The organism is Catenisphaera adipataccumulans, assembly GCF_014202755.1.
Lineage (GTDB): Bacteria > Bacillota_I > Bacilli_A > Erysipelotrichales > Erysipelotrichaceae > Catenisphaera > Catenisphaera adipataccumulans.
In genome coordinates this window covers 12848-39603 of sequence record NZ_JACHHK010000005.1, presented here as the reverse complement: position 1 = coordinate 39603, position 26756 = coordinate 12848, and the positions used below count along the sequence as shown (strand labels likewise).

At 48.7% G+C, this 26756-nt stretch carries 22 protein-coding genes; 8 read left to right on the top strand and 14 right to left on the bottom strand.

Annotation, left to right across the window (positions count from 1 at the left end; translation table 11 throughout):
* The 6 genes from HNQ47_RS06965 to HNQ47_RS06940 are packed head-to-tail and all read right to left on the bottom strand — an operon-like array spanning window position 1 to window position 4216.
* A complete protein-coding gene (locus HNQ47_RS06965) occupies window positions 1-921 on the bottom strand; it encodes a rod shape-determining protein (protein ID WP_183328682.1) in 921 nt (306 codons plus the stop codon).
* Window position 922: 1 nt separating this feature from the next.
* Complete coding sequence (locus HNQ47_RS06960; RefSeq protein ID WP_183328681.1) at window positions 923-1135, bottom strand: DUF1146 domain-containing protein; 213 nt, start codon at window positions 1133-1135, stop codon at window positions 923-925.
* Window positions 1117-1968 (bottom strand): 4-(cytidine 5'-diphospho)-2-C-methyl-D-erythritol kinase, encoded by an 852-nt coding sequence (gene ispE / locus HNQ47_RS06955; protein ID WP_183328680.1) that lies wholly within the window; start codon window positions 1966-1968, stop codon window positions 1117-1119. Before ispE ends, HNQ47_RS06960 begins: the two co-directional genes overlap by 19 nt.
* Complete coding sequence (gene rsmA / locus HNQ47_RS06950; protein ID WP_183328679.1) at window positions 1946-2806, bottom strand: 16S rRNA (adenine(1518)-N(6)/adenine(1519)-N(6))-dimethyltransferase RsmA; 861 nt, start codon at window positions 2804-2806, stop codon at window positions 1946-1948. Before rsmA ends, ispE begins: the two co-directional genes overlap by 23 nt.
* Window positions 2760-3326 (bottom strand): ribonuclease M5, encoded by a 567-nt coding sequence (rnmV, locus tag HNQ47_RS06945; protein WP_183328678.1) that lies wholly within the window; start codon window positions 3324-3326, stop codon window positions 2760-2762. The genes rsmA and rnmV overlap by 47 nt, the downstream gene beginning before the upstream one ends.
* 53 nt (window positions 3327-3379) lie before the next feature.
* Window positions 3380-4216, bottom strand: coding sequence for a YitT family protein (locus HNQ47_RS06940; protein ID WP_246346106.1), 837 nt, complete (start codon window positions 4214-4216; stop codon window positions 3380-3382).
* A gap of 105 nt (window positions 4217-4321) precedes the next feature.
* Here HNQ47_RS06940 and deoD point away from each other — a divergent pair, with 105 nt between their 5' ends.
* From deoD to HNQ47_RS06915, 5 genes are all read left to right on the top strand, one after another.
* Window positions 4322-5029 (top strand): purine-nucleoside phosphorylase, encoded by a 708-nt coding sequence (gene deoD / locus HNQ47_RS06935; protein ID WP_183328676.1) that lies wholly within the window; start codon window positions 4322-4324, stop codon window positions 5027-5029.
* Between the two features lies 1 nt (window position 5030).
* Window positions 5031-6395, top strand: coding sequence for an NAD(P)/FAD-dependent oxidoreductase (locus HNQ47_RS06930; protein ID WP_183328675.1), 1365 nt, complete (start codon window positions 5031-5033; stop codon window positions 6393-6395).
* A 65-nt stretch (window positions 6396-6460) separates the two neighbouring features.
* Window positions 6461-8986, top strand: a complete 2526-nt coding sequence (locus HNQ47_RS06925) for a PD-(D/E)XK nuclease family protein (RefSeq protein ID WP_183328674.1) — start codon at window positions 6461-6463, stop codon at window positions 8984-8986.
* Window positions 8987-8988: 2 nt separating this feature from the next.
* Window positions 8989-12060: a UvrD-helicase domain-containing protein gene (locus tag HNQ47_RS06920; protein ID WP_183328673.1), complete on the top strand. Its 3072-nt coding sequence runs from the start codon at window positions 8989-8991 to the stop codon at window positions 12058-12060.
* Window positions 12061-12158: 98 nt separating this feature from the next.
* Window positions 12159-13493 (top strand): NCS2 family permease, encoded by a 1335-nt coding sequence (locus tag HNQ47_RS06915; RefSeq protein WP_183328672.1) that lies wholly within the window; start codon window positions 12159-12161, stop codon window positions 13491-13493.
* A gap of 14 nt (window positions 13494-13507) precedes the next feature.
* Here HNQ47_RS06915 and srtB read toward each other — a convergent pair whose 3' ends face one another.
* From srtB to HNQ47_RS06880, 7 genes are all read right to left on the bottom strand, one after another.
* A complete protein-coding gene (srtB, locus tag HNQ47_RS06910) occupies window positions 13508-14368 on the bottom strand; it encodes a class B sortase (RefSeq protein ID WP_183328671.1) in 861 nt (286 codons plus the stop codon).
* Window positions 14369-14371: 3 nt separating this feature from the next.
* A complete protein-coding gene (locus HNQ47_RS06905) occupies window positions 14372-15499 on the bottom strand; it encodes a DUF7601 domain-containing protein (protein ID WP_183328670.1) in 1128 nt (375 codons plus the stop codon).
* Window positions 15500-15514: 15 nt separating this feature from the next.
* On the bottom strand, window positions 15515-16036 hold the full coding sequence (lepB, locus tag HNQ47_RS06900) for a signal peptidase I (protein ID WP_183328669.1): 522 nt from the start codon (window positions 16034-16036) through the stop codon (window positions 15515-15517).
* The gene (locus tag HNQ47_RS06895; RefSeq protein ID WP_183328668.1) at window positions 16033-19335 is read right to left on the bottom strand and encodes an InlB B-repeat-containing protein; all 3303 of its coding nucleotides are present in this window, start codon (window positions 19333-19335) and stop codon (window positions 16033-16035) included. The genes lepB and HNQ47_RS06895 overlap by 4 nt, the downstream gene beginning before the upstream one ends.
* 116 nt (window positions 19336-19451) lie before the next feature.
* A complete protein-coding gene (locus tag HNQ47_RS06890) occupies window positions 19452-21500 on the bottom strand; it encodes a SpaA isopeptide-forming pilin-related protein (RefSeq protein WP_183328667.1) in 2049 nt (682 codons plus the stop codon).
* Window positions 21501-21703: 203 nt separating this feature from the next.
* Window positions 21704-23089 carry an MATE family efflux transporter gene (locus tag HNQ47_RS06885; protein WP_221248073.1) on the bottom strand — a complete coding sequence of 462 codons (1386 nt, stop codon included), beginning with the start codon at window positions 23087-23089 and terminating at the stop codon, window positions 21704-21706.
* A 183-nt stretch (window positions 23090-23272) separates the two neighbouring features.
* The gene (locus HNQ47_RS06880) at window positions 23273-23938 is read right to left on the bottom strand and encodes a cytidylate kinase-like family protein (protein ID WP_183328666.1); all 666 of its coding nucleotides are present in this window, start codon (window positions 23936-23938) and stop codon (window positions 23273-23275) included.
* 92 nt (window positions 23939-24030) lie between these two features.
* On the opposite strand from HNQ47_RS06880, the gene HNQ47_RS06875 reads away from it, so the two are divergent.
* From HNQ47_RS06875 to HNQ47_RS06865, 3 genes are read left to right on the top strand one after another with little or no spacing between them, the layout of a single operon-like run.
* Window positions 24031-24828 carry an HAD family hydrolase gene (locus tag HNQ47_RS06875; protein ID WP_183328665.1) on the top strand — a complete coding sequence of 266 codons (798 nt, stop codon included), beginning with the start codon at window positions 24031-24033 and terminating at the stop codon, window positions 24826-24828.
* A 12-nt stretch (window positions 24829-24840) separates the two neighbouring features.
* The gene (locus HNQ47_RS06870) at window positions 24841-25638 is read left to right on the top strand and encodes an HAD-IIB family hydrolase (RefSeq protein ID WP_183328664.1); all 798 of its coding nucleotides are present in this window, start codon (window positions 24841-24843) and stop codon (window positions 25636-25638) included.
* Window positions 25639-25658: 20 nt separating this feature from the next.
* Window positions 25659-26405, top strand: a complete 747-nt coding sequence (locus tag HNQ47_RS06865; protein ID WP_183328663.1) for an HAD-IIB family hydrolase — start codon at window positions 25659-25661, stop codon at window positions 26403-26405.
* 41 nt (window positions 26406-26446) lie between these two features.
* On the opposite strand, the gene HNQ47_RS06860 is transcribed toward HNQ47_RS06865, so the two are convergent.
* Window positions 26447-26749: a hypothetical protein gene (locus HNQ47_RS06860; protein WP_183328662.1), complete on the bottom strand. Its 303-nt coding sequence runs from the start codon at window positions 26747-26749 to the stop codon at window positions 26447-26449.
* Between the last annotated feature and the right edge of the window lie 7 nt (window positions 26750-26756).

Genomic DNA, 26756 nt, shown 5'->3' with positions numbered 1-26756 from the left:
TTATCTCCATCCTTTCATTTGATCGATCACGACCTTTTCCGGTTTATCTGCACAGACAACCGGAATATTCAGTGCAAAGGCTAAAGATTGTTTCAATCCAAAACAATTACCAAGACCGCCGCTTAACTGGATCTGATTTTGGTGCACGCTTTCTTTCACTTCGACATCCACCTGTTCCAGAGCTTGTTTGGTCCAGAGCGTGATCTGATCAAAAACATTTTTCAGGCACGGCCACAGCGTTTCGGCTTTGATGCGCAGCCGGATCCAGCCTGTCTGTGCATAGGCATTGCAGATCAAGGTCGGATTCCGATGCCTCCAGAACGCATCGGATGCGGCTTCCCGCAAGGCCCTTGCATCTTCCGGCAGGATCGAATAGCCGTTTTTTCGTACAGCGGCAATGATGTTTTCATCGATCTGCCGGCCGGCAAAGAAAATCGTTTTCTCCGCATAAATGCGGTCTTCCGCATAGATACCAATCTGCGTAAAAGAATGACCGCTGTGTACGTGCAGCGTCGGCCGTTCATCATGCCACCCGGTGTGCAGAGGCATGAAACGAACAGAATGAATGCCGACATCCAGCAGTTCCCGCTGCCACTCTTCCTGAAACGATTCCTGCATATCATCCGGAACCGTCACGACCAGGTCCGCTGTAAACAAGGTATCAAAGGCGCCTAATTCGTCCAGTCCGGCATGAATCACCGGAACGATCGAAGAAAGGATCTGCACATGATCGATCGGATAATGCACCTGGATCTGATCATCCGGACGATATAAATAATTCAGGGCCTCCTGCCCGACGGCGATCACTTTGCCGTTCTCAGATGCCGTGCATGTGCGTACGGCAGTTTCTGCTTCGGTCTCATAATCATAAAACCGGCACATGAAGCTGCCTGGATCCAGCGCATAACGGTGGTTAAACATATCAATACGCTCCCCAGTCGCTGTACATCGTCAAGGATAAGATTCCCTGCGTCATCAGATAAGCAACCACGAACGACAGGATGAACAGCAGAAGCATGGCCTTGCGCGGCTGACGGACATCGACAAACTTTTCAAATTGGATGCAGCTCAGCGCCTGAAACGCCAGGCCGAAACAGCCGGCAAAAATAACATATTTTATAATTGTATAGGCCATGCGTCTCCTCCTATCTTGACGATATCCACAAAAGAATACTTCTGTTTCCATTCTTCTTTCAGTTTCTTCATGATCTCCACATTCCCAAAGCCCATGATCGTACTGCCGGAACCCGTCATCATCGCCCGATGCAGACCGGCTTTCATCATGCCATTTTTGATTTCCGTGATCACCGGCAGCTGTCGTTCAGCGACCGGTTCCAGTGCATTGCCCATCGCCCGGTGGAACAAATCGGCATCATTCTCGGCAATGGCCTTCTGCACATCATCGACAGAGGGATGCAGCGGCGCTTGTTCATGCCAGAGGCGGAACGCTTCCGGTGTCGAAACTCCGACATCCGGTTTTACCAACAAGGCGTTGGTCGTCCACTGCGGACAGAAGACGCTGATCTTTTCGCCGATGCCTTTGACCCGCGCCAGTCGATTGACAATACAGAACGGTACATCTGCCCCGACATGTTTGCCGATCTCGATCATCTGCGCCTCGCTCAAGTTTAAGTGTTCCAATTGATTGATGCCGCGCAGAACAGCAGCCGCATTGGCGCTTGCGCCGGCCAGGCCGGCTTTCATCGGTATATATTCATCAATGATCACGGTAAATCCCGGCAGAGCGGGAAATCGTTCTTTTAAGATGCACAACATTTTTTTCATCGTATTTTCGGCCGGAATATCGCCGTTGGTGCAGCTGATGACGGTATGGCGGGCCGGAACAATATCCAACACGTTATATAATGAAATGGGTGCCATGACCATATCCAATTCGTGATAACCGTCCGGCCGGCGGCCGATGACATCCAATGCCAGATTTACTTTACCGGGTGCATAGACTCTCATAACTCACCTCATACAAGCGTAAAAAATCCGCCAACGTGCATTGTTGGGCGCGCAGCCCCGGATTGATTCCCGCTCTTTCCAATAATTCTTTGGCGGACGCTTTATCGCCCGCATAGCTTTGAAAATTATTATATATGGTTTTCCGCCTTTGTGTAAAACAACTTTTGACCATCGCAATAAAAAATGCGGCATCCACATCATCGTAACGATGATGAAATACGAACTGCACCACCATACTATCGACGCGCGGACTAGGCCAGAAAACATGCCGCGATACATCCATGACCTTTTTCATTTCGCAGCGAAACTGCGTGATCACGCTCAATGCATTGTACTCTTTATCATTTTCCCGTGCCAGAAAGCGCTGACCGACTTCTTTCTGCATCATGACCGTGATGCGCTCGATCGGTTCTTCTGCTTCAAATAATTTAAATAAGATCGGTGTCGTTACATAATAGGGAAGATTGCTCGCAAAGACCACCGGCTGGTTGTTCTGGCGATAGGTGCGGATGGCTTCATTGACATCCACATCCATGAAATCCTGCAGGATCACCTGCAGATGGTCACGGCCGATTTCGTTATATAAGATCTCCGGCAGCCGCTGATCGATTTCATAAGCAATGACCCGATCGGCCTTGGCACACAAAAACTGTGTCAAGGCACCGATGCCCGGTCCGATCTCAAAAACCAATTCGCCGGCATCGTGCACGGCCGCATCGGCGATCTTTTCCACGACTTTCGGTTCGATGATAAAATTCTGCCCGTAGCTCTTTTTTGTATAAATATGGTATTTATTTTGAATTTCTTTTGTTTTTTTGACTGTCGCAATTGCCTGCATATTGACTGACCGCCTTTTCCAATTGATCCGGAGTGATGCCCATCTGATTCAGTCGCTTAAAACATGTCTTCGCATTGCATGGACCGATATGAAACGTTTCACATACCGCAAAGCGCAAAGCTTTTCGGCCGATGCACCCGGAATCCAAAAATTGTGCATAAGTAATTGTTTCCCCGCGGTCGGTAAAAGTCACACAATGAGATAAAGCTTCTTCCAGATCTTCTTTTCCGGCATGTTCCACGCCGACTTTCTTTTCGGTCCGCGCCTTGGCCTTTTCAATAAACGCCTGCTTGCATCCCGGAACCTGGTCATTGATCCAGCGGCGGATATGTTCCCCGGGACTGTCCGGATCGGTGAAGATGATCACGCCGCGGGTCTTCTGCGCCTGCCGGATACGGGTGATGGTTTCCGGATCGATCCGGTCGCCGCCGGTCTCGATCGTATCACAGTCGAACCAGCGCTGCAGCGTATTCGTATCGTTCCGGCCTTCAACGACGATGATTTCTTTGATGGTTCTCATATACTATTGATATATTCCTATTTTATAAAGTCAGCGAAATGTTTTCAACTCTATTAAATATTCTCACTGAAGCCTTCGCCTTCGACTCGATGGACATCATTGACAATGATGAACGCATGCGGATCGATCGCCCGAACTTGTTCTTCCAGCTGCGGATACTGTTTCTGACGGATCACGCACATCAAGACCGGCCGTTCTTTTTTCGTATAACCGCCCTGAGCGGACAAGCGGGTCACGCCGCGGTTGACTTTCTTCATCAATGTCGTTTCGATTTCCTGCCAATCGTCGCTGACGATCATGACATTTTTTGCCGGCTGAGCGCCCAATAAGACCGTACGGTTGACCGCAGCTCCGGTCACATAGACCGCTATGATACCGATCAGTGCCGGAACAATGCCATAGGTAAAAACACCCAGCAGCACGACCAAAGCATCCACCAAAAAGATCGCATCGCCGGATTTCATATTGGTGTATTTTGCCAAGATCAAGGCCGGCACATCCATGCCGCCGGTGCTTGCATCCGTGCGGAAGACCAATCCCAGCCCGATGCCGGACAGGACTCCGGAATAAATGGCAGCGATATACATCGGCATTTCTTCCGCCGGCTGCATGACCGCGCTCAGCACCGTCAGCATCACCGGGTAGCTGATCGAAGACAGCAGGGAGCGGGCCGCAAAACGCCTGCCCAAAGTTAACGCACCGATCGCAAAGAAAACAATCGTAAACAAATTATTCATCAGCACCGTATCGGTATGGAGCACTGGCTTCAGTGCAATGGCCAGACCGGCGGTGCCGCCGTTTAAAATATCGTTGGGGATCACAAAATACCATGTCGCGACCGCGACCAGAAAATTCCCGAACACGATTCTTATCACATCACGTGGTTTCATTTGAGTCCTCCTTCTTTCGCAAACGATTTTATTGTATCGGTTTCTCACGAACATGACAAGACAAGGAACATATGTTATTCTGATTTTGTCAGAAAGGATGATAGTATGACTCCACACAATCAGGCGCAGCCTGGTGAGATCGCCCCGATCGTTTTGATGCCCGGTGATCCGCTGCGCGCGAAATACATTGCCGAGCACTATCTGGATGATGCGGTTTGTTTCAATACGGTGCGCAATATGTTCGGTTATACAGGCACATACAAAGGAACCCGCATTTCCGTGATGGGTTCCGGCATGGGCATGCCGAGCATCGGCATTTATTCCTATGAACTCTATACGACTTATCATGTCGAAGCCATCATCCGGATCGGTTCCTGCGGTGCCTATTCACCGGATCTGCATACTTTCGATATCCTGGCAGCCGATTCGTGCTGGTCTCCTTCGACCTATGCGCAGGCACAGTCCGGCGATACGCGTGACATTCAATATCCGGACCAAAATCTGCTGCACACGATCGAGATGACCGCCCAGCAGCTGAACATCCCGCTGCACATCGGCCGTCTGCATTCTTCTGATGTGTTCTATTATGAAGAAGGCATCAACAACGGTGCTGCCGAACACAACTGCATGGCAGTGGAAATGGAAAGCTTTGCGCTGTTCCACAATGCGGACATCACACACAAAAAAGCCGCCTGTCTGTGTACGGTATCGGATTCTTTCGTATACGATGAAGACACGACGCCGCAGCAGCGCGAGACATCCTTTCAGGATATGATGAAGCTGGCTTTGGAAGCAGCAAGAAAGGCAATATAATATGTATGATGTAGCAATCATCGGCGCCGGACCGGGCGGTATTTACTCGGCTTACGAAATGATCAAACACGATCCCAGTCTGTCGATCGCGATATTTGAGACGGGAAATCCGCTGGAAAAAAGAAAGTCCCCGATCGACGGGGACAAGATCAAGACATGCATCCACTGCGATCCTTGTTCCATTATGAACGGATTCGGCGGTGCGGGTGCGTTCAGTGACGGAAAATACAATATCACCAATGAATTCGGCGGCAATTTATATGAATACATCGGTCCGGAAAAGGCCATCGAACTGATGGAATATGTTGACCAGATCAACTGCGCCCACGGCGGCAGCAAGACCAAATTGTATGTGAACAACGATCGAAAGATCGCGAAGAAATGTCTGCAGAACAATCTGCATTTATTGAAAGCGAATGTCCGACATCTGGGTACGGATGTGAATTATATCGTTTTAAAGAATCTCTTTGAAGAACTGAAAAATGATGTACATTTCTTCTTCCGCACCCACATCGATCAAGTCACGATCGACAAAGAGGACTATGTGCTTCGTTCCGGCCAGGAAACCTTCCGCGCCAAACGATGCATCATATCGACCGGCCGATCCGGCAGCAAGTGGATGGAAAGTGTCTGTGCGGGGCTGGGGATCCGTACCCGCAGCAACCGTGTCGACATCGGTGTCCGCGTGGAACTGAATGCGGATACGTTCAGTGAACTGACTGATTCTCTTTATGAATCGAAGATCGTTTACCAATCGAAGAAATATCAGGACCGCGTGCGTACGTTCTGTATGAACCCGCACGGTGTTGTGGTCAATGAAAATACCAACGGGATCGTCACTGTGAACGGTCATAGTTATGACGATCCGGAAAAATACACCGAGAACACGAATTTTGCGCTCTTGGTTTCGAACCGCTTTACCGAACCATTCCATCAAAGCAATCAATATGGTGAAAGCATTGCCCGGCTTTCGAATATGTTAGGGGGCGGGGTCATCGTACAGCGATTCGGCGATTTGATCCGCGGTCAGCGTTCCACGATCAACCGCATCAACAATGGTTTTGTCCGTCCAACTTTGAAAGCCACACCTGGCGATCTCTCGCTGGTGATCCCGAAACGTCAGATGGATGATATCATCGAAATGATCTATGCCTTGGATCGTGTCTGCCCTTCGACGGCCAGTGACGATACCTTATTGTACGGCGTAGAAGTGAAATTCTATAACATGCAGGTGGAAGTGGACAATAATTTGGAAACTGTTCATAAAGGTCTGTATGTCATCGGTGACTGCAGCGGCGTCACCCACTCGCTTTCGCATGCCAGTGCATCCGGCGTTTATGTTGCCCGTAAAATTTTGGCTGAATAAAGAACCTTCGGGTTCTTTTTTATTTCCGACACTCATACTGTCATATAAACTGATATAATAAGAATATGAAAATTCCTGAACATTCAACGATCATCGCGCCGGCCTCGCTGCACCTGGCGCTGTATCAAAAAATTTTGGCACAATACGGCGGCACCTTCAACATTGAAGTCATCACGCTGTCTGCCTTTCTGCAGCGCTATGCCCAACAGCCGGAATACAGCGATTTTGAACAAATCTATCGCTTTCGTGAAGCATTGCAAGCGATCGATCCTGAAAATGTATTCAGCACCAGCCGGAAAGATCCGGCCTTTTTGCGTGCCTGTCTGAATTTCCTGAAAGACGCACAGTACGAAGGCATCGACACCTTTCCGGATGATACAAAAAAAGAGCAGGATCTGAAATCGATCCTTGATATTCTGAATACGATCGATCTGCCGGAAAAAACCGAGTCCGAACTGATTTATCCAAATTTGGATTCCGTCTACATTCTGCCCCAAGAATACGGGACGGCCGACCGGCGCCGGATTCGCCGGCTGATCGATGCTGGTGCGCACTGGCTGGGGAACAACACCGCACCGATCAAGGCCTATTACAGTGCGGCCAATGCCCGCCGGCAGGCGCAGCTGGCAGCGGATTTGATCATTCAAAACGATTGGGAGGCAGAAGATATCTTCATCGCCTTGTCGGATCCGAAAGATCTGGCCGTTCTGACCCAAATGCTTGAAAACCGCGGCATTCCATATACCGCTTTATCCGCTCATAAAGATGTACAGGCCGCAAAACAATGGGCCGCCTTGCTCCGCTGGATCCGTCAGCCGGACGAAAAGCAGTTTCGGCAGCTGCTGCATGCGCTGTACCCGAGTGATTTGTTTCTGGAAGAAGTGCTTGATCAGTTCCCGGAAACATTCCCGGACTTTGAAAAAACGCTGCCGCCGTATGAAGAAAATGTCTTTATCGATGAATTCAGCTATGCCCGCCTGCAAGATTTGACCGCAAGAGCACGGGACTGGCGAAAAACCCATCCTCTGAATTGGGATATCCATCATTTGGATCAGGCCGCGGCAGATATCCAGGCCATTCTGCCGGCGACGGATGACAACCGGCGATGCTTTGCGCGCATCGAAACACTGATCCAAGAGGCGATGCCCTATCTGCACGAGCCCGAGGATCTGGATCCATTGATCGATGCCGTTGAAAACATTTCCGATGCCGGCATGCCCAGCACGATCAGCGGCGTTCTGATCGGTACCCGTTCACAGATTTCATCCTTGCGCCCGATCACGTTCCTGCTCGGTGCCACAGCTGCCCGTTTTCCGGCTTACCAACAATATACCGGTATTTTCAACGAAGCCTATTATGCCAAAACATCTCTGCCTGCTTTGGCTGACCGTCTTGAAGAGCAGCGGCAGCAGCTGTTTCATGTGTTATCACAGCCGGAACAGTTCATCGCCATCGTCCCGGAATACGACTACCAATCCGCCGAACTGCAGCCTTCCAGCGAGTTGGAACATTGGATGGGACAAACTGCGCATTTCGTTTCGCTTCATGAATACGACACATATTCCCCGCCGGCATTCACGTTATCGCAGAAAACAGCTGAAGAACTCTTTTTCCCCGATCATTCTCTGCACGGGTCGGTCAGTCGTTTTGAGACCTTTGCGAACTGTCCGCTGAAACATTACCTGCAGTACGGACTGCGTCTGCGGGAAGAACGGGATCAAACCGACCTGCGAATACGCGGCAGCCTGCTGCACCGTATTTTGGAACAAACTGCCAAAGTATACGGCAGCCATTATGCGGAGATCACGGAGAAAGAACTGCAGACCTTTGTCGATCATGAATTCGAATGGGTGCTGCAGACATTTCCTTCGTCTGCTTATTGGCTGACGGCGCAGAAAAATGAAGTCATGTCCGATTTGACCGCCATCTTCACACAACTGGCCGCGTTCGAATCCGAATGGCATATGCGGATCGATGCACAAGAACATAAGATCCGCCAGACCATCGTCAAGGACGGCTATACCATTTCTTTTACCGGTTATATCGACCGCATCGATGCATCCGAGACCTCATTCTGTGTCTTTGATTATAAAACGGGCAGCCGCACTTTGCGGAAAGCTGATTTTGAATCCGGGCGATCCTTGCAGCTGGCTGTTTATACAGTTGCTTACCAACAAGAATGCGGCAAACTGCCGGTCGGTGCATTTTATATCACGTTATCGACTTCCCCGGAAGAAGAGATCGGCGTCAAATCTTCCTATAATAGTAAGAAAAATATTTGGCAGCCGGTCGAGGAAGCCAGCCTGCAGGAAAAATTCCGCATGTCCTTCACGGCCAACGGCTGGACGTTTCAGGATCTTTCTACGTATGCGGATAATGTTAATCGGTTTAAATCATCAAAAGGACTGCCGTCTTTTGAGACCATGCGCAGCCAGCAGGAAGAAATTCTTTCATCGATCGGCGATGAGATCCGCACCGGCAATATCAAGCCGGATCATGCCGCCGGCGCCTGCACCTTTTGCCCGTATCGACCCATTTGCCGGAACGCTGAACAGGAAGTCAGCAAGCCTTCAAGGCTGAAGGAGGAATAACTATGGATTTTACTCCGGAACAAAAAGAAGCCATTGAGATCCGCCATACGAATGTCGTTGTCAGTGCCAGCGCCGGCAGCGGAAAAACCCGGGTCCTGGTCGAACGGCTGTGCCGGCTGGTCATTGATGATAAAATTCCGATCGACGCCGTCTTGGCAATGACTTTTACCAATGATGCCGCCGCCGAAATGAAATCACGCCTGCGCGGCCGTCTGAATGCCGAACCGCAGACGGACTACATCCGCCGGCAGGTGGCCGCACTGGAAACCGCAAGCATCTGTACGATCGACAGTTTCTGCCGGCAGATCGTTACGAACTATTATTACCAGATCCCCATCAGCTATACCATGGCGCAGCAGACCGCAAGCGACGCTCAACGAAAAGAGGCGTTTGACCGCGGCTATCAGGCAGCGTTAAGTCATGTACAGCCTGATCATTTACTGTGGTATGCCCACCGTTTCAAAATGGACAGCACTGCCATGCAGGATATCGTAGCCAAGACCATTGATGCCGCCTGGGCAAAAGCGGATCCAAAAGACTGGTTTGAACAAATTAAGAACGATGCTTTTCATCAAGCGATGGAAACATGGTTTTTTAGGGGATTTAAAGACCGTATCAACGCTTTGCTTGATTACTGCCGGCAAGGGGAAGCCTATGCGGACATTTTCATGCAGAAAATCCAGGCATTGGCTCCTTGTCTGGATGCCTGCAGACAGCAGGACTACCCGGCTTTTTATCAGGCATTCCGTGTCTATATGGAAACGACCGGGTACTATCGGGTCCCAAAGGAATATAAAAACGAACTGGAGCCGATCAAAGACAGCTCGCGTGAGCTGGAAAAAGAAATCACAAAACGTCTGCTTCCCGAAGAAATTTATCAATCCGATCACCAACAAGAACAGGAAATCATCCGTGAATTCTGCGATCTCTGTCTGGAAACAAAACGACAGTACAACGCGATCAAAAAAGAAATGGAGATCATCGACTTCGGCGATATGGAAAGCTTTGCGTATGAACTGCTCAAGCAGCCGGCTATCCGGCAGGAAGTCAGTGAGAAGTACCAAGCCATCCTGATCGATGAATTCCAGGATACCAACGATCTGCAGGAAAGCATCATCCGTTTGATCGCACATCCGGACAATGTTTTCCGCGTCGGCGATATCAAACAGTCGATCTACGGTTTCCGTCAGGCCAGACCGGATATCATGCGTCAGCACATGCGCTCGTCCGCAAACAAGACCTTGGTCATGGATCAGAATTTCCGTTCGAATGCGAATATTGTCGCCTTCAACAATAACTTCTACCGAAAAATCATGAATACCGAACTGCTTGGTTCGCAGTTTGAATCAATCGATGAAGCCCGCCCAGGTCTGTCGGCCCAAAGCGAAACACCGCAGATCCCGATCCGGTTCCTTTATCTCGATCAAACCGATTCGGACGCCAAAGAAAAAAACCCTATGTCACCGCGTCAAATGCGTATGGACGTTATTGCCGCCGACATTGCCCGGAAGCATCGGGAACAAGGTATTCCCTACCGTGATATCTGCATCCTGACCCGCAGCCATTCTCCGCAGCAGGATTTACTGAAGACGATGGCCGCATTCCAGATCCCGGCGGTGGCCGATTTAAATCAAGGCTTTTATTCCAACAGCGCGGTACAAATTGTGCTGGCAGTCTTGGAGTCGCTATATTATCCGCACCATGACATTGCTTTAACGGCCGCCTTGCTTTCACCGATCGGCGGTGTCGACAATGAAACATTGGCCAAAGCCTGCATCGATAAACCAAAAGGCAGTTCACTTTACAACCATATCAAAAATTTTGATTTTATGGAGAACTGGAACGCGCTGCGGGCCTGTCGTTATGAACCGACGGTCGATGTTCTCAAGGCCATTTATACTGCCGGTGATTTTTATCAGACCAAGATCACCCGTCAGGAACGGACCAATCTCGATGCTTTATTGGAAAAGGCAGCGGATCAGGACGATGCCGCCTTATTTACCGAGCAGCTGCGTCAGGATGCCGGACAGGATGCGGCTGCCGATGCGTACGCGTACGGAAAAAATGATGATGTCGTTCAGATCAAGACAATGCACCACTCCAAAGGTCTGCAGTTCCCGGTCGTTTATATCTTGTCACAGTCAAAAATGAGCAGTGCCGGCAGTTCACCGATCCGCATGGATGCAGACTTAGGTATTTCTTTACATGGTCTGAACGCGGCTGGCACCGTCAAACGAACTTCCTTTTCAGAAGAAGCGCTGAAAACCAAAGCGCTGCACGATCAGCTGCAGGAAGAAATGCGGGCCTTCTATGTCGCCACGACCCGGGCCCAGAAGGAACTGGTCTTTGTTGATGCGATCCGGGATCCGGATCAATATGCACTGCCGTTCGGAACGGCGGCTTTGCTGGAAAACTCCGGTTATACCGGCTGGCTGTTTCATACTTATTTCAATGATCCAAACAGCCCGGTCCAGTTTCAACGTGTTGTCTGCGACGGTACGCGGCCGGCCTTGGAGCCGGAAACGGCAGCTCCTATTTCTGCCAAGACTTATGATCATGTGATCCATCGTTTTGGAAATGCGACCGCCAGCGGCACCAAAGTGAAGCGTGAATGGCAGCCGCTGCAGCTGGAAAAAAACCAGGCTACGATCCGCGGCGATCTGTTTCATGAAGCGATGGCCGATCCATATCCATATCAAAAGGCCGATTTGATGAAAACGGCATCCCGTTATCATTTCGAGCTTTCACAGACGGATCTGCGTCAGCTGCTGCAGCTGAATGAACAGCCCATGTACCAAGAATGGATGACCAAGCCCCACCGATTTGAATGCCCGTATGCCTGCAAAGACGGCGAACGTTTGGTGCACGGTTTCATGGATCTGGTGGTTTTTGATACCGATGAGATCATCATCCTCGACTATAAAACCGATCATGTAGAAAACGCGCAGGAATTGATCAGCCGCTACCGTGCCCAGCTGGATACATATCGGAAAGCGATGCAGTCGCTTCAGGATAAACCGGTCCGGACCTATTTGTATTCTTTCCATTTGGATGCGCTGATCCCTTTATCATAGACAGAATGAGCGTATTGTCGTATAGGGTCATTTGAATTCAAGCCGTGAATGTACTACAATAATTGCGTCGTTGTTCAATGCGACAGGGAGAGAAAAACATGGAAAATTTATTTCATCTGAAGGAAAAGGGAACGGATGCCCGCACAGAGATCATTGCCGGTATCACGACGTTCCTGTCCATGGCGTACATCCTGGCTGTCAATCCGACCGTCTTAGGCGATGCAGGAATGAACGTACCGTCGGTCTTTATGGCCACAGCAATTGCCAGCGGTATCACCAGCATCATCATGGGTGTCATTGCCAACTATCCGGTAGCGCTGTCTGCCGGAATGGGTGTGAATGCTTTATTTGCTTATACGATCTGCGGTGCCATGGGATATTCGTGGAAAGCAGCATTAGCTGCCGTATTGGTTTCCGGAATCATCTTTGTGCTCATTACGGTGACCAACATTCGTAAAAAGATCATCGACGCCATTCCAAAACAGCTGAAAATGGCGATCGGAGCCGGTATCGGTTTCTTCATCGCATTTGTCGGACTGCGGAACGCCGCGATCATTGTTGCTTCGGATGCCACGATCGTTTCGTTGGGTGATTTCACTGATCCGACAGTATTACTGGCTTTATTCGGTGTAGCAATCACGATCGCGCTGGTCATTAAAAAGGTGCCGGCTGCCGTATTTGTCGGTATGGTCATCACGGCTGCAATCGGTGTCGTCTTGGGTAAATGCGGCGTCGAAAATATGCCGGTCCTGCTGCCAATTGAACAGTGGGTCACTGTTGATTTTGAAATGGATACATTCGGTGCGTTCGCGCAAGGATTCGGCGAACTGTTTGCGAATCCGTTTGCGTGCTTCGTCATTGTCTTCTCATTCTTGTTTGTCGATTTCTTTGATACTGCCGGTACTTTGGTTGCGATCGGCAACCGTATTGGTTTGGTCAATGAAGAAGGCGAACTGGAAGGTGCGGAGCAAGCCTTGTTGGCGGATTCTATCGGTACTTGCTTAGGTGCAGTTTTAGGTACCAGTACGATCACTAGTTTTGTGGAGTCGTCAGCCGGTGTCGGTGTCGGCGGCCGGACTGGATTGACTGCCTGCACGACAGGTGTTCTGTTCCTGCTTTCGATCTTTATCTCACCATTGATCCTGAACGCTGTTACAAACGCGGTCACGGCGCCGGCATTGATCGTCGTCGGCATCATGATGGCTCAGCAGCTCGGCGGCATTGACTGGGACAACATGGTTTATGCGACAGCAGGCTTCATCACGATCATTTTCATGATCCTGTCCTACTCCATTTCGAATGGTATCGCATTCGGTTTCATTGCCTTTACTATTGCGATGATTGCCGACGGACGCAGTAAAGAGATCCACCCGACCGTTTGGGTCCTGTTGGTGATCTTCGTTATTTACTTTGCGACACCGTCAATGATGTAATTATAATTGCGGGCTTAATGCCCGCTTTTTTTGTACCATATCATCCCTACGGCTGCCAAACCGATGATCGGCCAATACGGCAGCCGAGCAGGAATATCCAGACTTGGCGTCTTTGATCGGAAATGGTTCTTATAGGTCTGGTCGGTAATACGAGCAACCAGCAGTCTGCGCTGATTTGTTTGTCCGTCTGCACAAGTCGAAAGCACGATCAAATGATCCGTGCTTTTTATTTTTCTTTGACAGACCGCACATTCCTTGATTCGTTTCATGTATCCATCGGCATCATCAGAAACAACACGATAAATCGATGAATCATAGGCATCGGTGATAAGACAGGCGATGATTTCGACGCCATGATTCTGACCGCCGTAGTATAGGTTTCCGTAACGATGCGCTTGAAAGAACTTTGGCTGTACAAACAAATCAATATCCCCGAACATTTTATGGTCTTCCATATGGTGGCCATATACGATCGTATTAAAATCGGAAAAATCCGGCGCATTGGCACAATGCACGAACAGACTGCCGGAAAGACAATCCGATCCATCCGGTGCCTTATTTAAATATTCTTCATCATCCTTTCCCTGCACCAGCGGATAATCGATCCCGGTCCCATAAATCTGCAGCCAGGCAATCACATCCGGATTCTTTTTCTGCAGCTTTTCAAAACTCATCGAATGATCCTGCGTCGGTTTGTAGGTCGCATAAATCTGCGGCGATGCCTGCGCATGGATCCGTTGATTGTCGATCAATCCGTACAGACCATAAAGCCCGACCAAAAAGAAAAAGATAAAAATAAAACCATCCAAACACACCTCACCCAGGCGAAGCACCGACCAGGCCAGGGAGACCGGCCTATGTGTCGGATGTTTCATACATTAATCCTGTTCGCGTTTCGAACGAATGGAAACGATGGCCGCTGCTGCCGCCGCCAGGATCATAAACAGGAACGATGCGTTTTTCGTGACGATGCCCGTTGGTGTGATATTTTCATATGTGTTGGTCATCTGGCCGTTGGCGCCGCCGTTTTCATGGATCAGACAGCCGGAAGCAGTGACTCCCTGGCCTTTGGTGTCGGTAAACGCATCCGTGATCTTGGCATCTTTATAGACGGCTGTATATCCCTTGGCGCCATCTTCCTTGACCGTATAGGTGACCCCGGCCGGTACGTTGGAAAATTCAGCCTGCTGGCCATGTTTCAGCGTAAATGTGAATGTACCGTTCTTATTGGTCAGTTTTGTGCTGCCGGTGCTGCCGGTGATCGAAGATAAGCTCCAGTCCTTCGGCAGTGCCACGGTGCCGTCTGTACTGAACGTGACCGTAAAGTTAAACGCTTTGTTTCGGTCGCCGTAAGTACCTTCAACTTGTTTTTTGATGATCACATCGGCTGTACGGTCGCTGGACGGATTGTCCGGATCTGGATTGCCTGGATCCGGATTGGCGTTTTTGATGATCTTATTTTCAAACTTCATTCCTTTTCCTGTATCCCAGGATGTTTTCTGTTTTGTCGAATCTTTGACAGCTGTTACTGTAGTGATCTGCAGATCACTGTCGACATAAATCAACATGGTATAAGTTTCTTGATCAAACTCGATCTTTCCGTTGGTTTCATATTGACTGTTGAAACCAGCATCTTCTTTTTCAGCCACCTTATACGCATAGACACCCGGTTTGGAAAACTGACTTGGCAAAGTGACATCGGCCGATGAGACAGCGGAAGTTTCCGAATCTTTTTTCGTGATATCAATGGTCACATCCGCGATTGCTGGATGATCGCCGGCATCTACCGTTGTCGTACCGGCCGGTGTAAAGGTAAACGTAAATGTATGCGTCAAGGAAACGCCCTTGTTTCCGATCAATTCTTTGGTCACAAACGGAGCCGTCGTTTTTTCACCGTCCGATGCCACAGGATATGTCGACGGATCTTCGGCGGCAAAAACCGGATCGATCAGGAAAACAAAAGCAGTCAAGATCGATATGATCGAATGCACGATTCTATTTTTCATTTATTATCCTTCTTTCTAAAAATTTCTTCTGCGAATGATCGTGATCACTTTTCCCTGCACGGACCGCAGCGATACGCAGCCGTACAAACGGCTGTCCGATGCATGGGTCCGATCATCCGCCAATACAAAGATCTTTCCTTTCGGGACCTTGATAGGAAAGCGGATCCCGTCCTGGAATGGAAGCGTTTCTGTATAGATTTCATCTTCCTGCTGCAGATAGCCGTTGATCACCAGACCTTCTTCCGTCAGATCGACCGTATCTCCTGCGGCCGCGACGACTCGGCGTGCTTCCATTCCCTGTTTCTGATTGACCATGACCAGATCCCCGCTCACATAGCTATGATCAAGCCGATCAAAAAATATCAGATCACCAGCTTTTACAGCGGGTGCCATATGCCCGTCATCCGCCTGCTGGACCCCGAAAAAGACTGAAGTCAAAAGCACCAGGAACAACGCCGTAAACAAGCATTTTAGACCGAACGCTTTCCACGCCTGTTTTAAAGAAGGCGGTCCGGGCGTCGATTTCATATCATTCATCGGATGAACTTCCTACGGTACCAAAGCCCGCATAAAAGCAGACCGACACACATCAATAAACCATGTATATTCTTTCGGATCCCGGTTTCAACGACCTGGAAACGATGACGATAAATAACTTTAAAATCATCTTTTTCTTTCAGCGTACCGGCTTCCGGATCTCCTTCGACCGTTGTTTGATAGCCTTGCGGCCCTGTTTCTTCGATACGATAGTCTGCCTGATCCGGCAGTTCATCGAAGCAGAAAGACTGATCCTTTTTTAATGAGAATGAAACCGTTCCATTTTTATCGGCTGTTTTGCCCTGCCATGTGCCGGATAAAGGTTTGCCCTGCGCATCGGTCAATGTCACATCAAAATGAAACAATGAATCATCGTCATAAGTACCTTCAACTTGATTCACGATCGTCAATGTATGCAGCTTCTGCCACTGTGCATAGAGCACCGCATCGCCGGAGACACGTACTTTATCCCCTACACGATACTCCGTCCCGTCTCCGGAACGAATCTTGGTCCAGCCAATGAATCGATAACCCGGACGGGTCGGTACATATGTCGATGTAATGGTAAATTCATCATTCGGGATCGATCCGGTATGCCCGTCGGCATCGCTGAACTGTACGGTACGTGTTGCTTTCTGATCCGGATAGGTTCCGCCGTTGGCATCAAAGGTCAGCTGCGCATGACGTTGATCCGCCCAAATCGCATACAACGTCATATCTTCTTGATCAACGGTAAATAAATCATGCGCATAATAGGATGCGCCGGATCCATCTTTTTTTGTATTCCAATACAAGAAACGATTTTTTCCTTCCGGCGGGTGACAGTCCGAACGCATTTCTTCTGCCTCTGCCTGGGCACCGACCGTATACGCTTTCGCCGATGTCCAGCCCGCTTTTGAACCACCATTGCTGTCGTAGTGCACATGGGTGCTGTGCAGCGGGATCCATTTTGCCTGCAGCGTGATCGAAGCGGTGATCGGGGCCGAGAAATGAAACGGTGAACCATTCTCCTGATACCAGCCGATAAAGCGGCTGTCCTCACGCACCGGATCTGCCGGACGGACGGCTTGCTGCTTATCAACGACCAACTGAGCCGTATAGTCTGCTTGATCATCCGGAGCATGTCCGCCGTTCAAATCAAACTGCACTGTATGGACCGGTGCGATCCACTTCGGATATAAACGGATGTTCGCAGCCGGCATCTTGTTATTGTCATTCCAGCGAGAAGCCTCTTCAAACGTCGGTGTGGTATACCATCCGCCGAATTGATACCCTTTGTTCGGTGCTTTCAGATTGCTCGGAAGATAGTTCTTCACCAATTTGTCATATGGCACTTGAACCGATCGTTCTACCTTGGTCCCGGCGGCGTTGTAACAATCAACCGTGTAGATATTGCGGGTAAAATAGAACGTCACCGATTCGCCGGCCTTCACATAGGTCTTCTGCGAGTTACTTCCGCCGTTGATCGTAAAGCCCGCGAGTTCGTTTGGGCGCCAATATCCGCCTTTATATCTAGACTTGCCAACGAATTGATTGATCACACCGATCGGAGCTTCTTTTGTCCCCTCCATATAGGTGATATTCACATCGTATGAGGTCGTGCTCGTCCGTCCCTCCACGGTAAAACGGGCATCGTTTTGATTGGCCAGATCGTTAGGAATCATATCCGATTCCAGCGTGCAGCGTCGTTCGGAACTGTAATATGATTTTTGGTTCACATTATTCCAGCCGACCCATTTGGTATTGGTGCCGTCTAAATTTTTAATGTCATCCCCAGCCGGCCAGCGATCTTTGATCTCTTCACCGTAGCGGGCAGTCAACGTATACGGCGAAGCAGACGTGTATGTGATCCCGTTCTTCACGATAGCCATGGACTCCAGATGAAACGTAATGTGATAGACATTGCGGTCTAAATAAACATAGACAACGGTCGTTCCATCTCCTTTGACAGACTGAGAACCCACTGAGATCGGTACATAATGAAAATACGCCGTTTTTGTCTGATTCAGTGAGCAGACTGTCTTGCCGTCTTCCTTCAGCACATACGGATCGCCGGCAGCGACCGTCAGTTTGGTTCCGGTTTTTGCCGTACGCGTAACGGATCGATCGTAGTCATACCCTGTACCGGATGTATTCTGTTTCATGTAAATAATTTGATAGGTCGCATCATCTGGTATCCATTTTGCGTACAGCTTCAAAGCCTTGGTCAGCGGCTGATCAGCAGCTGTCCAGGCATGCTGCAAAGACGGATCTGTATACCAGCCCGCAAACGTATATCCGGTCCGTTTTGGATCTTCTTTCATACATTGCGACGGTTTTTCCCCGCTTGGCACAAAACAAGGATTCATGGATTCCCCGCCGTTGACATCAAATGTGATCCACTGTCCGCTTTGCAGCACCGGATACAAGACAAGATCCTGCGTAACGGTCATACCATCCTGTACATCCGGTGTTTGTGCATTTGGCTTTGTGCTCCAGCCAACCAGACTGAAGCCCTCTGCCGGTGTAAACGGCACGGCAGCTGTATTTAACTGACCGCCGGCGGCATATTCCTGCGTATGAAAAATACCGGCCGAGGCCTGCGCATCGCCTTTATAAGCAACGTGGAATATTTTTTCAAAAACAGGTTCAAAGAGAATTTCTTCATCCTGAGTCAAATTTTCCGTCGGTGTGTTCCAAAATGTTTCATCGATCAGCTGGCCGGTTTTGGTATTTTTCCATCCCTTAAAATGACAATCCGCTTTTGTAGGCGTTGCAGGTCGTGTCGGAATTTCCCCTTCAGTCAAGATTTCGTGATACCATGATTCCCCGTCCATCTGAAATACCATCGATCTCGCATATTTTTCACCGATCGCATAAACAGAAAAGGAATCAGCCGAAAACGTCACCTGATGCGCGGCCGATCGTGCCGTTATTTCATCAATGCTTCCGGTCACATGATAAACACTTGTTACATCTGTATTCAGTTTCTTCTCTGTATGGATCTGCACCGTGACCGGTTGGTCCGGCTCAACGGGTTCCTTGTCCGGATCCATGATCGTAATATCGTAGGCAGCCTTGGTTTTCGCACCCGGCAGATCAACATCTGTGGGATAGGCATAAACTTGCGTACCTTTTTCGAAGTCTCCCTGAAGGGTGATCGAATCAGCTGTCTGCATACGTTTCGTATAAGAAGCATCGGTATAGATTTCTGCCTGCAGTGTCTGCCGCTGTTTGTCTCGGGTTTCCTCAGCCCGGATCGGTAATCCGATCATACTGATGCATAGTGAAAATAATAAAACTTTCCTGATACACTTCATATAAGACCCTCCAGTCTTTCTTAAATACGTACGATCGGAAAATGTTGACAAAAAAAGGCAGATGTTCATAAAGAACACCTGCCTTTGTCAGTTTTTCTGTTTGCTTTTTTATCGGATCATTTCTGTTTTTTCTTATTGTTCAGATAGACCAGAATTCCAATTGCAGCAGCACCGCCCAGACAAAGGATCCAATACAGCCCGGTCTGGGTCTGCATCCCTGTCTGCGCCTTTTTCACTTTTTTCTGATCCTTCGTTTTTGTCGCTGCTGAGGAACTCGTTGTATGATCCGATGAACTGGAATTCGTACTGGTTTTTGAAATGGATCGGTTGGTGACGCTTAAGCCGTCTTCGGCCTTTGTGTAACCATCCGGTACTGCATCCTCGCCCTGTGCATTCACTTCTTTCACAATGTACGTATAGGCATTGCCGCTGTTATCGTAAGCTGGCAGATCGGTCCACGTTACTGAAGCCGTGCTTTTTCCGGATACGGTCTTTACTGTTTTTATCGACTGACCAGCATCTTCATCGGTTTCCCCATCCGTCGTTCGATACAGTTTAAAATATGTGACCGGATGATCGCCTGTATCCGCTGTTGTTCCATCCGGCATCACCCAGTTCTTAACGGCCGTAATGGATCTGGTCTTTACTTGATTTTCAATTTTCACACGGGTTCCGGCTGTGCCGCTGACCGCAACAACTACACTGTTCGGCAAACTGGAACGCGCGATCCAGTTAGGAAGCGCATCAGCCACCTCTTCGATCTCATAATATCCGTCGTTCAGCCCTTTCAGCATCGCCGTGCCATCGGCATCCGTAACAATTTCTGCATGATCTGCCCCATTGTACCATCCAGCGACCCGTGTATGATCATCTTCACTGCGTACTTGATAAACGCGGAAATGTACGCCGGCGATCGGATCGGTCGTGTCTCGGACGACTTTATTGATCTGGATCTTTCCCGTCGGCTGTCCATTTACCGAACCGCCGGAGTCAGGAACGGTAGCCCGGCCGATATAATTATCCGAATAATTCGTAGTTGTATCATCAGTGGTTTCTGAATGTTTCATTATGATACTGTTGGCAACCGTTGTACCGGCTGAAGCGGAAGTATAAGTATAAAACTGCAGTTCACCATATTCCCCATTCAGTTCCGATGCCGGGATCGTGAACGTGATCGTATGGTTCGTTTCGTCGATCTCAATCTTACGGCCTTCTTGTTTAAAATCATCTAAATTGTTCACAGTATCATCTTCACCGCGCGAATATGATATAAAACTGTCATCTTTCCAGGTTTCCGTATCCGGCAGCGGCTCCGTTATCACAATATTTCCGGACAAATTTTCCTTAAATGTATTATTGATCCAGATGGTCCATTTGATCCGTCCATCTGAAGCATATTCGCCGCCTTTTGATCCAAAAGGCTGTTCCTGAGAAGAACCATTTGAATTGATGGTGACCGACTTCGTTATGCGGCCGGCTGTGATCGTTCCTGTATTCTCACTTGCCGATTCAAGCTCCCCTGTGGTCTGGATGGTAAACGTGACAGATCCATGCACATGCTGCAGATCGTTCACACTTTCATCAAAGGTGATGACCACTTGGTCGTTGCTTACCACAGCTGTTCCAAGATGAATTCCTTCATCATATAATTCAATTGTGTTGGAACTACTGCCTGTTGTTCCTTTAAATGTTATCCCCTGCGGCGCGGACCACGTGATATAAATTTTATCGCCGCTTTCAATATCTAGATCTGTTTTTTGACTGCCGTTTGCATCATCTTCTGAGAAATTCACTGTAACAGTAAAAGAATCTCCTTCATTGACCGCATTCACATTGGTTGACAAGCCATCCACTGCGGCGGCTGAAATGTCTGTGCTTCCGGCCGATGTTCTGCGCAAAACCGGTGATCCTGCCGCCGGCACTGAAACCGCTGCATTTCTTTCCGCTGATGATGTCGGTTCCTGTTGGGAGCCTGTAAAATCAGATGCTGCTGTGGTTGTATCATTTTCCGCCTCGGTTGTCTGCGTATCTGTATTCGATGGAAGAATGGCTGTATCCGCTTCTGGATCGGCTGCAACAGGATCTGCCTGGATCAGCATCCTGCAGCTGCAGGCAAGCGTGACAGCCAAAAAAAAGGCAAAAACGCCTCTGATTTTCTTTTTCATAATTATTCCCTCCGCTCTCTATCACTGAATAGAATTTTCTATACCATTATAAAAGTACGCACCCTGTTTTTCAATCTTTGTTATGTAATATAATTATACGTCAATTATTGTTCTATTTATTTTATATAAAAGTGATTGAAGACAAAAAACCAGCCTGCCGCTTCATGCAGCAGGCTGGCTGCCACTTTCATTTTCCGATTCCGTCATCGATTTGTGTGAGCATAAGATGGTTCATGGACCATTTCATTGGTATTTTCCTGCAGCTTTTTCCTGGATACGACCCGATACATCACGATGCTGACAAGAAATGAAACGATATCTGCTGCCGGCTGGGCCCACACCAGTCCATCGGCCTGGAAAAGAGAACCAAGAACAAACAACATCGGAATATAAACCAATCCTTGCCGGCTGACATTCGCGATCAAAGATGCGGTCGCAGCGCCCATGGCCTGCAGTGCATTGGTCATCACATAGAAAATACCAAATAATGGACCTGTGACCAAAAGGATCCGTGCAAACTCCACGGCATAGTCGAAAGCTGCCGGCTCCGATAAAAATGCCGATACCAATGGATTCATAAAGAGATAGCACAGCAAGGTCAGTCCAATTCCTAACGCGGTGGCAAACAACATCGCCGCCCGCATATAGGCATGAAACCGCTTTGTGTTTTTTGAACCGGCACAATAACCCAGCAGCGGCTGTACGCCCTGGCCGATCCCCATGGAAATCATACCAGTGATCATGACGATCTTCATAGCTACGCCGATACCGGCAACAGCCATGTCCCCGTAGGCTGCCATCTTCGCGTTCATGATAATCTGCGCTACGCTCATCAGCAACGATCCCAACGAAGCCGGAATCCCAATGGCCAGCACGTTAGACGCCACATGATCCTGTACCGTGAAATTTTTCAGTCGAACATCCAGAGCGGATTTACCGCGCACATAATACTGTAGATAATAAACAGCACCCAGTGTCTCTCCTAAAAAAGTCGCCAGCGCACAACCGGCTACGCCCCAATGAAAACCAGAAATAAACAACGGATCCAGACACATATTCGTCAGATTACCGATGATCTGACCCATCATCGCGCGCGTTGCCTGTCCCTCTGCCCGCTGGATATTGGAAAAACAACTCGATAACAAGGAAAATGTCCCGCAGAAACTGACAATCGTCAAATATGTTTTCGTATAGGTCCATGTCTGCTGACTGGCACCGATCCATGAAAGAAGCGGATCCATAAAAACCAACATCAAGATCGTTAAAAGGATTCCAATTCCGATACAGCTCCACATACAAAAAGAACCAACTTTTCCTGCATACTCATGCTTTCCTTCACCATACGCGCGGGAAATCACACTCGTTCCGCCGGCACCGAAAATCGTTCCGATCGCCATAAATACCAGAAAAACCGGTGTCGCCAGCGAAACTGCGGCCACCTGGTACGCATCATGGGTCTGACCGATAAAAAAAGTATCCGCCAAATTATAAATCAACGTCATCAACATCGCGATAACTGCCGGCAATGCGTTTCTGAAGATCGCCTGGCTGACGGTCATTTTATCGTATTTTTCAAGTGATTGTCCCATAGCTATCGTCTCCCTTACATTCTTTCAAATCACATTGATTCCCTTTGAACTGTAGCTTGCTACATATTTCTGTAGCTAGCTACATTATATCCCGATCCTTCCATTTGTCAATCTTTTTTCACGATCAATAAAAAGACAGGTATATCCATACCTGTCTGTTATTTGTTCAATTCATTTACTGCATCATTCTTTCATAGAACGTTGCTCGATGTATTGATCCTTGAACGCACCCTTGAGCGTGGTCACGCCTTTTTTGCGGTCATAGACCGCCGCCAATAAATCGATGACCTCGTCCTTGCTCATCTGCGACGTGTTGATCATCAGATCATAGTTTTTCGGTTCGCCCCAAATTTGGTTGGTATAAAATTCATAGAACCCGGACCGCCGTTCATCCTGACGCATCACAAACTTGCGGGCTTGTTTCGGTGCCAGTTCATACTCTTTGATCGCCAGCTGGATCCGCTCTTCCACATCATTGTAAAAGTATACCTTGATACAATGCTGATTATCCCGCAGAATATAATCCGCACAGCGGCCGATGATCACTGCGGACTCCTTCTCGGCAATGCCTCGGATCAATTCACAGGATTTCTCAAACACTTGGGAATTGATCGACAGCTCCGTCATGTTGATGAGACTGCCGTGACGATTGCTGACACTGAAAAAGCCGGCATCATTGACATTTTCATTGGAAAAAAATTCCGGATTGATGTGCATATCCTGCGCAATGTGCTTCATGATTTCTTTATTGTAGTAGCCGATATCCAGATATTCCGCCAGCTGCCGGCCGATTTCCCGTCCGTAAGTTCCATATTGACGGGAGATGGTAATAATGACATGTGGTTCCATATTTTTATTTTATACTTATTTTTTTCCATCTACAAATATATTCATTACAATAACGCCTTGCTTTTTTGATAAGATAGATGGGGAGGATCATTATGAATAAATTGGTATTTTTGGATTTAGACGGCACCTTATGGGAAAATGAAAACATTCCGCACTCAGCCGTTCGGGCAATCGAACGGGCCCAGGCAAACGGTCATAAAATCTTTGTCAACACCGGACGGACGCGGAACGAAGCCATCGATGTATTAGAGCCGCTGCATTTGGATGGCTATTGCTTCGGAGCAGGGAGTGAAATTTATTATCAAGGAAAACGGATCTTATACGAACCGCTGAAGAAAAAAGACATTCAGACCATTTATGATCTGCTTAACGATCTGCACTTTGGGATCTCGCTGGAAGGATCCGCAAAAAGCTTCTGTAACTTTATCAACAAAGGAATGTATCTGCATGCCTTCAACACGATGCCCAACACCTTCGCGCTGCTGCGCTTTCTGAACAGTCCGGGCATGGATGAGTTTACCGAAGCAGACTATGATCAGATCATGAAGATCTACCTCTACAACATCGAACATGTTCCTTACGAACAAATCATTCCTAAACTGCCGAAGACCACAGAGCTTACAGAGTTTGCCGATTGGAAATGTGAAATCACCAACCGCAAGTACAACAAGGCCACAGCCATCCGCACAGTACGCAAACTGTTCGATGATTCTTATGAGACCATGGCCATGGGAGATTCCGAAAATGATATTCCAATGTTGAAAGAAGCCGACCTGGCCGTCGTCATGGGCAACGGCAGTCCGCGCGTAAAACCGCTGGGCGACTATGTCACTTCTGACATTCACCAGGACGGTCTGTACAACGCCTTTCAACATTTTCACTTGATATGATAAAATGACGATATGAAAAGTATCGTATTTTTAGACATTGACGGTACGTTGAGCCTGTACGAAAAGATTCCGCCCTCTGCCCTGGAAGCCATCCGGATCGCGCGGCAGAACGGTCATAAAGTATTCATCAATACTGGACGGGTCCGCAGCGAAATGCGGGAAATGATGGACCTGGATCTGGACGGATTCTGTCTTTCTGCCGGTACGGAAATATGGATCGGCGGCAGACGCCTGCTCTATCACCCGATGAAAGATTCCATTGCCAAACAAATACAGGAACACATCTACTCTCTGCATTTCGGATATACGATGGAAGGTTCGCGCATCAGCTTTACCGACAGCATCAACCGCCGTTTGTTCAAGAAGCTGTATCAGCAGGATACCCGGCAGATCTTGTTCCATCGGCGTTCCTTATTTCCAAGCGTGACCGACATGCAGGAGGAAGATTTCCGCCAGATCATGAAAGTGCAGATCAACTATTACGGTATCCTCAAACCAGAAGTGATCCTGGATTCCCTGCCAAAGCATTTGATCTGGACCACCTACAGCAATACCGGCGGTGAGATCACCGACAGCCACTACAGCAAGGGCACGGCGATCGATTTTGTGAAAAACTATTACGGCGGAAATTACCGCACCATCAGTGCCGGCGATTCCGATAACGATATCTCGATGCTGAAGGCATCCGATGAATCCATCGGCATGGGAAATGCCACGCAGAGCGTGAAACAAATCGTGACCTATGTGACCGATGATGTCAGAAATGCCGGTTTATATAACGCTTTTGCCCATTTTGGTTTATTGGACTGAAAACATGCTAATATGAGAGTATGAAAAGGATCATCTTCCTGGATCTGGACGGCACGTTATGGGACCGCGGCAAGATCCCGCGCTCAGCAATTCGTGCGATCCGACAGGCACAAAAAAACGGAAACAAAGTGTTCCTGAATACCGGGCGTGCCCGCAGTGAGATCAATAGCTCTATCCTGCAGTTGGGACTGAACGGCTATTGTTTTTCAGCAGGCACCGACATCGAAGCGGAAGGCCGGCCGATCTTCTATCATCCGCTCAAGGATGCACAAGAGATCGAGCAGCGGATCAAAACGCTTGGCTACCGCTATGCGATGGAAGGCTCGCAGCAATCTTTTGCCAATTCGCAGAACGTCCTGCTGCAGCATCTGGAATCCAAACCGCCGGTCACAGCGATGCGTGCAGAAGACTACCGCCAGATCATGAAGATCGCGATCCACAGCCATCGGCATTTCGATGATGAGATCCGGGCCGTGCTGCCGGATGATCTGAAACTGACTCGTTTCGGCCGCTTCGGCGGTGAGATCACCGATGCCCGTTTCAATAAAGGAACGGCCATCGATACAGTAGAAAGTTACTACGGAGATGCGTATTTATCCATTGCCTGCGGCGATTCGGATAACGATCTCCCGATGTTTCTGAAATCCGATGTTTCTGTTGCGATGGGCAACGCCGATCCTGTTGTCAAACAGCAAGTTGACCATGTGACAGACCCGGTTGGAAAAGAGGGCTTATATAAAGCTTTTATGCAGTTGGAAATCATTTAAATAGGGGCTGCCCGATACGGACAGCCCCATTTTTTTTCTGTTTACTTTTCAGCAACAACGTCAGCGTATTTGCGGCGTGATGGATCCAGATTGTCAACGTAGTAACGAATCGTTAACGTACCGGCAATCTTCGTGCGGACCTTCGGTTCAACGATAAATCCGTCACCTTCCAGCATCGCATCCAACATGGCCTTGCAGCACGGCCGTAAGTTCTTAACTCCCGGCTCGTTTTCTTCCATGAAGTCTTTTGCATTGACTTCGATATATAACCACATCTTATCGTGCGCTTCCTGCTTCATTTCCTGCAGGCGGGATGCGTACTGTTCTTGCGTCCATTTTTCCATAATACTT

Bases quoted from the DNA above. Each gene is read 5' to 3' on its own strand.
- HNQ47_RS06965 (WP_183328682.1), bottom strand. From the start codon at position 921: ATGTTTAACCACCGTTATGCGCTGGATCCAGGCAGCTTCATGTGCCGG.
- HNQ47_RS06960 (WP_183328681.1), bottom strand. From the start codon at position 1,135: ATGGCCTATACAATTATAAAATATGTTATTTTTGCCGGCTGTTTCGGC.
- ispE (WP_183328680.1), bottom strand. From the start codon at position 1,968: ATGAGAGTCTATGCACCCGGTAAAGTAAATCTGGCATTGGATGTCATC.
- rsmA (WP_183328679.1), bottom strand. From the start codon at position 2,806: ATGCAGGCAATTGCGACAGTCAAAAAAACAAAAGAAATTCAAAATAAA.
- rnmV (WP_183328678.1), bottom strand. From the start codon at position 3,326: ATGAGAACCATCAAAGAAATCATCGTCGTTGAAGGCCGGAACGATACG.
- HNQ47_RS06940 (WP_246346106.1), bottom strand. From the start codon at position 4,216: ATGAAACCACGTGATGTGATAAGAATCGTGTTCGGGAATTTTCTGGTC.
- deoD (WP_183328676.1), top strand. From the start codon at position 4,322: ATGACTCCACACAATCAGGCGCAGCCTGGTGAGATCGCCCCGATCGTT.
- HNQ47_RS06930 (WP_183328675.1), top strand. From the start codon at position 5,031: ATGTATGATGTAGCAATCATCGGCGCCGGACCGGGCGGTATTTACTCG.
- HNQ47_RS06925 (WP_183328674.1), top strand. From the start codon at position 6,461: ATGAAAATTCCTGAACATTCAACGATCATCGCGCCGGCCTCGCTGCAC.
- HNQ47_RS06920 (WP_183328673.1), top strand. From the start codon at position 8,989: ATGGATTTTACTCCGGAACAAAAAGAAGCCATTGAGATCCGCCATACG.
- HNQ47_RS06915 (WP_183328672.1), top strand. From the start codon at position 12,159: ATGGAAAATTTATTTCATCTGAAGGAAAAGGGAACGGATGCCCGCACA.
- srtB (WP_183328671.1), bottom strand. From the start codon at position 14,368: ATGAAACATCCGACACATAGGCCGGTCTCCCTGGCCTGGTCGGTGCTT.
- HNQ47_RS06905 (WP_183328670.1), bottom strand. From the start codon at position 15,499: ATGAAAAATAGAATCGTGCATTCGATCATATCGATCTTGACTGCTTTT.
- lepB (WP_183328669.1), bottom strand. From the start codon at position 16,036: ATGAATGATATGAAATCGACGCCCGGACCGCCTTCTTTAAAACAGGCG.
- HNQ47_RS06895 (WP_183328668.1), bottom strand. From the start codon at position 19,335: ATGAAGTGTATCAGGAAAGTTTTATTATTTTCACTATGCATCAGTATG.
- HNQ47_RS06890 (WP_183328667.1), bottom strand. From the start codon at position 21,500: ATGAAAAAGAAAATCAGAGGCGTTTTTGCCTTTTTTTTGGCTGTCACG.
- HNQ47_RS06885 (WP_221248073.1), bottom strand. From the start codon at position 23,089: ATGGGACAATCACTTGAAAAATACGATAAAATGACCGTCAGCCAGGCG.
- HNQ47_RS06880 (WP_183328666.1), bottom strand. From the start codon at position 23,938: ATGGAACCACATGTCATTATTACCATCTCCCGTCAATATGGAACTTAC.
- HNQ47_RS06875 (WP_183328665.1), top strand. From the start codon at position 24,031: ATGAATAAATTGGTATTTTTGGATTTAGACGGCACCTTATGGGAAAAT.
- HNQ47_RS06870 (WP_183328664.1), top strand. From the start codon at position 24,841: ATGAAAAGTATCGTATTTTTAGACATTGACGGTACGTTGAGCCTGTAC.
- HNQ47_RS06865 (WP_183328663.1), top strand. From the start codon at position 25,659: ATGAAAAGGATCATCTTCCTGGATCTGGACGGCACGTTATGGGACCGC.
- HNQ47_RS06860 (WP_183328662.1), bottom strand. From the start codon at position 26,749: ATGGAAAAATGGACGCAAGAACAGTACGCATCCCGCCTGCAGGAAATG.